Below are 7976 nucleotides of genomic sequence, written 5' to 3'. Positions count from 1 at the left end.
TGGGTGATTACTAAGATATTCCCTTTTTTTGGCTAAGATAATAGCAAGAAGGAATGCTTTACAACACTTATGGTATATAGCCTACAAAGAATGAATATAACAATATGTCCAAATATAATCAATTGTGGCTTTTAATCCAAATTTATCAAAAAAGATTTTCATTTCTCCTGTTGTATTTTGATAGACTTGCTCTATAATGATTTGGCACTTCTTTTTGTTCTTCAGTATCTTTATGTCATTATTGGCAGCTTCCAATACTAAATGATAAAAAGGTAAGATATACTGGGTATAAACCTCATATCTCCCATTAATATCTGAAGGATTAGATAGCTCTTTCTTTGAAGCCTCGACTAATGAGGTTAAAACACCCGCCTCAATAAGATGAATAATTTTAGCTTCACATTTTTTAAAAAACTCCTCATCTAATACTTGGGTGTAGCCTATATGTACTTTGATATTGGCAGATAACTTATCCAACCCATCATCAGGTCTACCTATAGGGGCTACCCATAAAGTAGTTTCTAATGATCCATTGTGTTCGTATACTCTTGCTATGACAAAACAGTAAAAGTCGCCTTCGAGATGCTTGCTTAGGGCTACTAAACTCCTATACCATAATTTTTTAGGGCATTTGAAACCATAGGAATTGATTAAGATATCAAATTCATCTACAACGCTATGAAATTCTGACATAATTCTTTAGTTTAATGAGTGATGATATTTTTAGAGGTTCTATAAAAGTAATAGAAATCAGCTAAATAGCTAATATACAGTAAATTGTCTTTTGGCTAAGCCTTCCAACTTTCATAGCCGACAATGAGCTTTTCTCTCATCTCTTTTGATAGTTAGATAGGAGGTTGCTTAGAAACGGCACGAGCTGCAAGAAACGCGCCAGCGAGGGTAGGAGAGTATTTCTTTCTTCATCCGTTTTATTTTAGGCTATTGATCAGCTCTTTTTCCTTTGGGGTCAGGTACTCTACTTCAGGGATATAGCTGGGGTTGGGTTGGTACCAATCCTGTTTGTTATAGAAGGCTTGTAGCGCTTTGTCCTTAAAGATATAGCCGCGGCGGGCAAAGGGGAGGTTGCGTAGGCGGCGCTTCTCTTCTTCTGTTTTGGGTTCTGTTTCGTATTTGAAGTTGGGTAGGTCAATGGTGAAGGGGTAGTCAATAGGGAAGCCCGCATCCTGATGTACCCATAATGCCCAATCACAGATATGAAGTTCTCCCTTGGGGGTAAAGTTCTTCTTCTGAAAGAGTAGTAGTCCCTGCTGTACATAGAAGTTGGTAGTATTCAGGTCAGTACCGTCTCCTGCGCCTTTGTGGGCTGTTTCGGTGATCTTGCCTACGCCGCTGAGAAGCCATTCTCTGCCGCTTTTGAAGAAGGTGCGTTCTATGGAGGCGGTTTGGAAGGCGCCCATATCAATGATGAGGGTAAAGTCGTCTATGCGCTTATTCGCCCAGCGGTTGGCAGCGGTGAGGATATAGTCAAAGTGGTAGTTGTAGGCGATGCCGCCAGAGATGTTGTATTTGTAGGTATGCTTGAGGATATTCACGCCCTTTTTGAACTTGGCTTTGAAGTGGTAGACATACCTGAAATCAATGTCGTTACCATCCTTATTACCGTTGAAAGTATTGAGGTCTATGCTCTTTATTTTTCCGCCTTTGGCGTAGAGGGAATCGGTTACATAGGCGATTTGGAAAGGGAGGAAGGCATTATTGAGATTTACTGTAAAATCAAACATATAAGGGTGGTGTCCGTTTTTCGGAGCCCCATCTACATCGCCACTGGGGCTTTCCGCCTCAAAGCCGACGATGATTTCCTTGTCCTCCTTGGGGTTGAAGAACTCGTAATAGACAGAAACTTCTATGTATTTGTTTTGTATTTTCTTCAGGTACAAAATCTCCTTTTGTACGGAAATATCAGTTTCCATAATAGGGACTAAGTGATTGCCCGAACCGAAGAAAGCCCCGTCATTGGCGTAAAGGGCTGTGCTTAATAAGAGTAAAAACCACTTCATTAGTTTAGGTTATAGAATTTTATCGGAGGCAAAGATAACTAAATAATGGCAAATAATAGAGTTTTTTAGTGGTTAATATAATATTTAACTTAAAATAAATCCAAATAAAATTGCGGATATGAGAAAAAAGATTATTTTTGCACCGTTTTAGTTATATAAAAGTGTTTTTATGAAAAAGAAAACGCAAATGCTCGGTAAGTTGCTACTAACAACAATGATTGCACTTACTATACCTGAGGCAAAAGCCTCTATTTTTATGGCTTCCTATAATGCAATGGAGCAACAGCAACAAATCCAAGTGGAAGGTCGCGTGGTAGATACCCAAGGAAATCCACTACTTGGTGTGAGTGTTCTTGTGAAAGGTGTCCAACGAGGAGTTGCCACAGATAAGAATGGCTACTACTCTCTTCGTGTAGATGAGAATGATGTTCTTGTATTCAAGTTCTTAGGATACCATACACAGGAGATAGCGGTACAAGGACGTACTTTGCTCAATGTACAAATGAAGGTCTCTCAGGAGGAACTCTCCGAAGTAACGGTTACTTCTACAGGAATTAAGCGACAAATCAAGGATTTTGCAGGAACAGTAAATATAGTCTCATCTGCACAAATCAAGGAATTGGCGATTCCTGCCGTAGGAGATGCCGTACGCTTTATGCCTGGCGTTAATTATATAGATGAGGACGGACGAGGCTTGCGCCCTGGGATAGGTCTCAGAGGGATTGACCCTGCTCGTAATAGTAATACTTTGGTAGTTATTGATGGAAAAATTCCTATTGGGCAAAGTTATTCCGATATGGGAGGCTATTATATGATGCCCGTGGGTGCTATTGAAAGTATAGAGGTAATCAAAGGAGCTTCCCCTGCGCTCTATGGAAGTGGTAGTATAGGTGGAGTGGTGAATATCATTACCAAAAAAGGTGCTGCTCAGCCTTATACGAATCTTAACTTACAATATGGTAACCATAATGCACTAAATATAGGGGTAGAGACCGTAGGAAATACCAATGAAGGGGCTATGAACTACTATGCAGGTTTCCATCGTCGTCAAGGAGATGGATTCAGAAAATCACGTAGCCGTTATGCAGTGAATGACTTTACAGGAAATGTTACTACTAAGGTAGGAGAAAAGAACGAATGGCGATTCTTTGTTAATGGATTTACTGAATATTCTGATACACCAGGCGGGCTTAGTCAAGCACAATGGGATGCAGATCCTGAACAATCGGTGAATCCTCACGATTTCTTCGAGGCTCGACGCTTTAGTACAGCTATTTCTTACAAACGCCTTTTTGATGAGAATAATTCCCTTACGACCTCTCTTTACGGAAGTTATCTTAAACGCGATTGGTGGCTTGACAACCGTAATACCGATGCTACTAAGCGTAAGTTTACATCTGCTTTACGAGATATTCCTTCGTTGGGACTCTTCTCTGATTATGAGCGCACCAATACACTCTTTGGTAAGGAGAACAAACTTTTAGCAGGGGTACGCTTACATACTGATATTACCCATGATGTATCTGTGGCAGGTGATAAAATGGGCGTAAAAGAAGGGAAAACCAATGCCAATTCAGCCAATACCGTTGCTGTAGTGGAAGGTTATGTGTTTGATGAGTTCCATATCACTGATAAGTTCCATATAGACCCAGCAGTACGCTATACCTTTGTCAATTACGACAAGGAGGATTACTTCCGCAATCAGTGGGATAATACCAATGAAGATGCCTTTATCTACTCTTTAGGATTATTCTATAAGTTTTCTGATGATTATCGTGCTTATTTGACCTATTCTAAAGGGTATAAGATGCCAAAGATTCGTGAAGCTTTTGTAACCAATGGCGATTTGGATGCCGAAAAATCCAACAACTATGAATTGGGCTTGCGCACCACTCCTGTTGATTGGTTGGAAGTAGAATTAGCAGCTTATATTTTGGATTTTGACCATAAAATCTTCAATGAAGGAGGGTTGCTAAATAACGGGGGTAAAGCTCTACATAGAGGGATAGAAGTCAGTGGAGCCATCTATCCTATTGAAGGATTGAAACTCTATGGAAGTGGCGCTATCCAAAGGGCAACTATAGAATACGGTATGTACAAAGGTAACCGCATACCTTATGCACCACGTTATACCGCTACTGCTGGAGCTAAATACCAATTTGCTTTAGGAGAAGGCACACTTACACTTAATGGATATGGAAACTTTGTAAGCTCTCAGTTTTCTGATAATAAAAATACAGCAGTAGGTTCTGCCAATGGTAATGAAGGGCTGATTCCTAAGTTTTTCTTGCTTAATGCTACCGCCAACTATAGTATCAAGCAATGGAATGTGAATCTTAATGCGCTAAACCTACTCAATCGCAAGTACTTTACCACTCGTCACAGAGCTTGGGGAGGTATTATGCCTGCCGCTACTATCAGTGTATTAGCTGGAGTAGGCTACCAGTTTTAATTAGTCAATTAACTGATTTTTTTATTTGCCAATATGCTGATTTATCAATTAGCATATTGGCAAATTTATTTATTAAAAAAAATCTTTTTAATTTTGGTAATGTTGAAAATATTTTCTAATTTTGTATTCTATTTAAAAAATAAAAAAATACAAAAACATTCTAAAACAGAAAAAATATGAATACATTCAAGCAATCTACCAATGCTCTTCACGCAGGCTATGATCCGCAAGCACATCAAGGAGCTCAAGCAGTGCCTATCTATCAAACATCTTCTTATGTATTTGAAAATGCTGATGATGCAGCAGGGAGATTTAATCTTTCGGTTCCTGGATACATCTATACAAGACTTAATAACCCTACCAATGATGTGCTGGAACAACGTCTGGCAGCTGTTGAAGGTGGAGTAGGAGCAGTGGTAACCTCTTCTGGAGCAGCTGCCCTGACCACTACTTTTTTGACTCTCTTGCGTACGGGAGAGCATATAGTATCCTCCAATAGCCTCTATGGAGGGACTTATAACCTACTGAATGTAACCTTGCCACGCCTTGGGATTACTACCACCTTTGTAGATCCTAAGGAGGTAGCTCACTTTGACCAAGCTGTGCAGGACAATACCCGTGCTATTTTTATAGAGACTTTAGGAAATCCTAAGCTGGATGTTCTGGATATAGAAGCTATTGCCAAAGTAGCTCAGAAACACAAAATTCCTCTGATTGTAGATAATACAGTGGCAACACCTGTGCTTCTGAATCCTATCAAATATGGGGCTAATATTGTAGTGCATTCACTTACCAAATATATAGGGGGAAATGGAACCTCTCTCGGAGGGGCAATTATCGATGGAGGAAATTTTGATTGGAGTAGTGGTAAGTTCCCTGAATTTACAGAGCCTTCTGCAGGCTATCACGGGCTTGTACTACACGAGGCTTTGGGTAACTTAGCTTTTATTGCAAAAGTACGTATTGAGGGCTTGCGTGATTTAGGAACTTCTCTAAGCCCTTTTAATGCATTCCAGATATTACAGAGCTTGGAAACCCTTCCTGTTCGTGTGAAAAAGCATAGTGAGAATGCATTGGCTCTTGCTCAGTGGCTTAAAGCTCAACCTGAAGTGGCTTGGGTGAATTACCCAGGACTGGAGGATAGTCCTTATAAGTCCTTAGCAGATAAATATCTACAGGGAGGACAAAGTGGCTTGGTTACTTTTGGTCTTAAAGGGGGCTTTGAATCTGCCAAAAAGACGGTGAATAATGTTAAAATATTTTCTCTATTGGCTAACTTAGGAGATACTAAATCGCTTATTATCCACCCTGCCAGCACTATCCACCAGCAACTTAGTGAAGAGGCTCAAGCACTTACAGGAGTTACTCCTGACCTTATCCGCCTTTCTGTTGGTCTGGAGGATATAGAAGACCTACAGAATGATCTCAAGCAAGCATTTAAATAAGAAAAGGCAGTAATTTACTGCCTTTTTTATTAGGTTTATTTTTTTTCTATCTGGAATCCTACTTCTGAAATTCCTTTGAGGTTTTCTACTCCATCAACCTTGCCTAAACTCCTATCGGCTTGTTCTATCTCAAAGGTGTAGATACCTTTGTTGGGAAAAGTAACTCCCTCTTTGTACCACAGCTTACTTTCTTTAAGAGAGGCACCCTTTCCAAGCCATTCTCCTTCAGGGTTTGCCATTTCGTATTCTAGAGTATCTACTACTACTTGATCATTAGGAAAGTTCATCTTAGTAATTAAAAAAATATTACTATAAGGATAGTCATCATTATTCCTTAGGAGAATAAATAAATTATGTTTCTGTAGAGTGTCACTTACCTCGTATTTAAAGGAAATAGGCTTGTGGGCTTCCCATCCTTGAGGAAGAGTTCTATATTCGCTATATATAGCAGATTTTCCACAACCACTTAGTAGTGAAAGAATTAGGATAGAAAAAAATAATTTATTCATTGTTTTGGGCTGGGGTTGGTCTAGGATTAGCTGTTTTTTTGTTACGTCTTTTATTGGAATTGCGTTTGGTTTGTCCTTGTACAAGATTCTTCGCCTCCTCTTTCTCTTTAGGAGCTTCCTTAGGGATGGTATTGTTGCTTTCTTTGCTCTTTTGAGGTTTTTCTATAGCTTCTTTGTTAGGAGTATTTTCCTTAGGTTTTGGGTTGTTTTCCTTGTTCTGAGAAGCGTTCTTTGTTTTCTGATTTTTTCGGTTACGGCTACGTGGTTTCTCATCAAATCTTGTAAGACTTCCTTCTTGGGATTCACTATCAATGTTCCTAGAAGGAATGCTTGGAACTTCCTGTGCTTGGAGATATTCTTCAATACTTGAGATTATCTTTTTTTCACGAGTTAGTTGGAGGATTTCCTTTACCTGATCTACGGTAAGTTTATGCCAATTTAGGAAATCTCCCTCGTAGGTGAACCACATTAATCGCTTAAAAATATCTACTTTCTGACAGGTAGCGATTCCTTTTTCAGTTTGTAGTTTAGTATCTGTCTTAGGGAAGTCTCTTAAAGCCTCTAGGTAGCAGTCTAACTCAAAGTTAAGGTCACACTTGAGTTTTCCACATTGCCCTGCCAGCTTCTGAGGATTTAGAGATAGTTGTTGGTAGCGAGCAGCAGCAGTGGTAACACTCTTGAAGTCTGTCAGCCAAGTGGAACAGCTAATTTCCCTTCCACTGGATCCGATACCTCCTAATCGAGCTGCTTCCTGTCGGTATCCTATCTGTCGCATTTCTATACGAGTGCCGAATTCTTTAGCCATATCCTTAATGAGCTGTCGGAAATCCACCCGTCCTTCAGCTGTATAGTAGAAGGTAGCTTTGGAACCATCTCCTTGGAATTCTACATCGGATATTTTCATTTCTAATCCTAATGCAATAGCCAATTCTCGGGAACGCTTCTGTAGGAATACCTCCTTAGAACGGTATTCTTGCCAGATTTCTATATCGTGTTCATTGGCTTTGCGATAGATTTTAGGAAGAGTAGGAGAAAGTGGATCGGCTTTTTTCTTTTGCATCTGGATACGTACCAATTCTCCTGTAAGGGATACAGTGCCTATATCGTGCCCCGAGGTAGTTTCTGTAGCTACAACATCTCCTATTTGTAGTGGTAGTTTATATGAGTTTCTGAAGAACTCCTTGCGAGAATTCTTGAAATGAACCTCCACACAGTCAAAAGGCTCCTTGTGGGAAGGAAGAGGAATCCCTGATAGCCAGTCATATACAGAGAGCTTTACACTTCCATAATTATAAATAGGTCTTTTATTATGAGTCATTAGAGAGTATTATTAAATGAGAGCTATCGCAAGAGAAAGAGCTTTCTCTTCCAACGAATAGCAAAAAAGCATTTTAGGGAGCAAAGTTAGTATGTTTTTTAGGAATTTCCAAATCAATGAATAAAAATAAAAAAAAAAAAAAAAAAATTATTTACAACAGAAAAGCAGTATATTTGAACTCATTTTACATAAAAATAAAATAAGACAATTATGGTAAGAGCATTTGAATTTATA

6 protein-coding genes are annotated in these 7976 nt (G+C 39.3%); 2 read left to right on the top strand and 4 right to left on the bottom strand.

Annotation, left to right across the window (positions count from 1 at the left end):
* Positions 1–81: 81 nt before the first annotated feature.
* Both RYK20_RS10400 and RYK20_RS10395 read right to left on the bottom strand, forming a co-directional pair.
* Complete coding sequence (locus tag RYK20_RS10400; protein ID WP_314895374.1) at positions 82–693, bottom strand: Imm25 family immunity protein; 612 nt, start codon at positions 691–693, stop codon at positions 82–84.
* Positions 694–929: 236 nt separating this feature from the next.
* The gene (locus RYK20_RS10395; protein ID WP_314895373.1) at positions 930–2018 is read right to left on the bottom strand and encodes a YARHG domain-containing protein; all 1089 of its coding nucleotides are present in this window, start codon (positions 2016–2018) and stop codon (positions 930–932) included.
* 169 nt (positions 2019–2187) lie between these two features.
* Between RYK20_RS10395 and RYK20_RS10390 the strand changes: the two genes are divergently transcribed.
* Complete coding sequence (locus tag RYK20_RS10390; RefSeq protein WP_314895372.1) at positions 2188–4470, top strand: TonB-dependent receptor; 2283 nt, start codon at positions 2188–2190, stop codon at positions 4468–4470.
* A 176-nt stretch (positions 4471–4646) separates the two neighbouring features.
* The gene (locus tag RYK20_RS10385; RefSeq protein WP_314895371.1) at positions 4647–5915 is read left to right on the top strand and encodes an O-acetylhomoserine aminocarboxypropyltransferase/cysteine synthase family protein; all 1269 of its coding nucleotides are present in this window, start codon (positions 4647–4649) and stop codon (positions 5913–5915) included.
* Positions 5916–5950: 35 nt separating this feature from the next.
* On the opposite strand, the gene RYK20_RS10380 is transcribed toward RYK20_RS10385, so the two are convergent.
* Together RYK20_RS10380 and ricT are read right to left on the bottom strand one after the other, a co-directional pair.
* Positions 5951–6424, bottom strand: a complete 474-nt coding sequence (locus tag RYK20_RS10380) for a gliding motility lipoprotein GldH (RefSeq protein ID WP_297979440.1) — start codon at positions 6422–6424, stop codon at positions 5951–5953.
* Positions 6417–7742 carry a regulatory iron-sulfur-containing complex subunit RicT gene (gene ricT / locus RYK20_RS10375; RefSeq protein ID WP_314895370.1) on the bottom strand — a complete coding sequence of 442 codons (1326 nt, stop codon included), beginning with the start codon at positions 7740–7742 and terminating at the stop codon, positions 6417–6419. Before ricT ends, RYK20_RS10380 begins: the two co-directional genes overlap by 8 nt.
* Positions 7743–7976: the final 234 nt, after the last annotated feature.

This window comes from uncultured Capnocytophaga sp. (assembly GCF_963525585.1).
Classification (GTDB): Bacteria; Bacteroidota; Bacteroidia; order Flavobacteriales; family Flavobacteriaceae; genus Capnocytophaga.
Note: the sequence above shows the minus strand (reverse complement) of the source record. Positions and strands in the feature narration are given on the sequence as shown.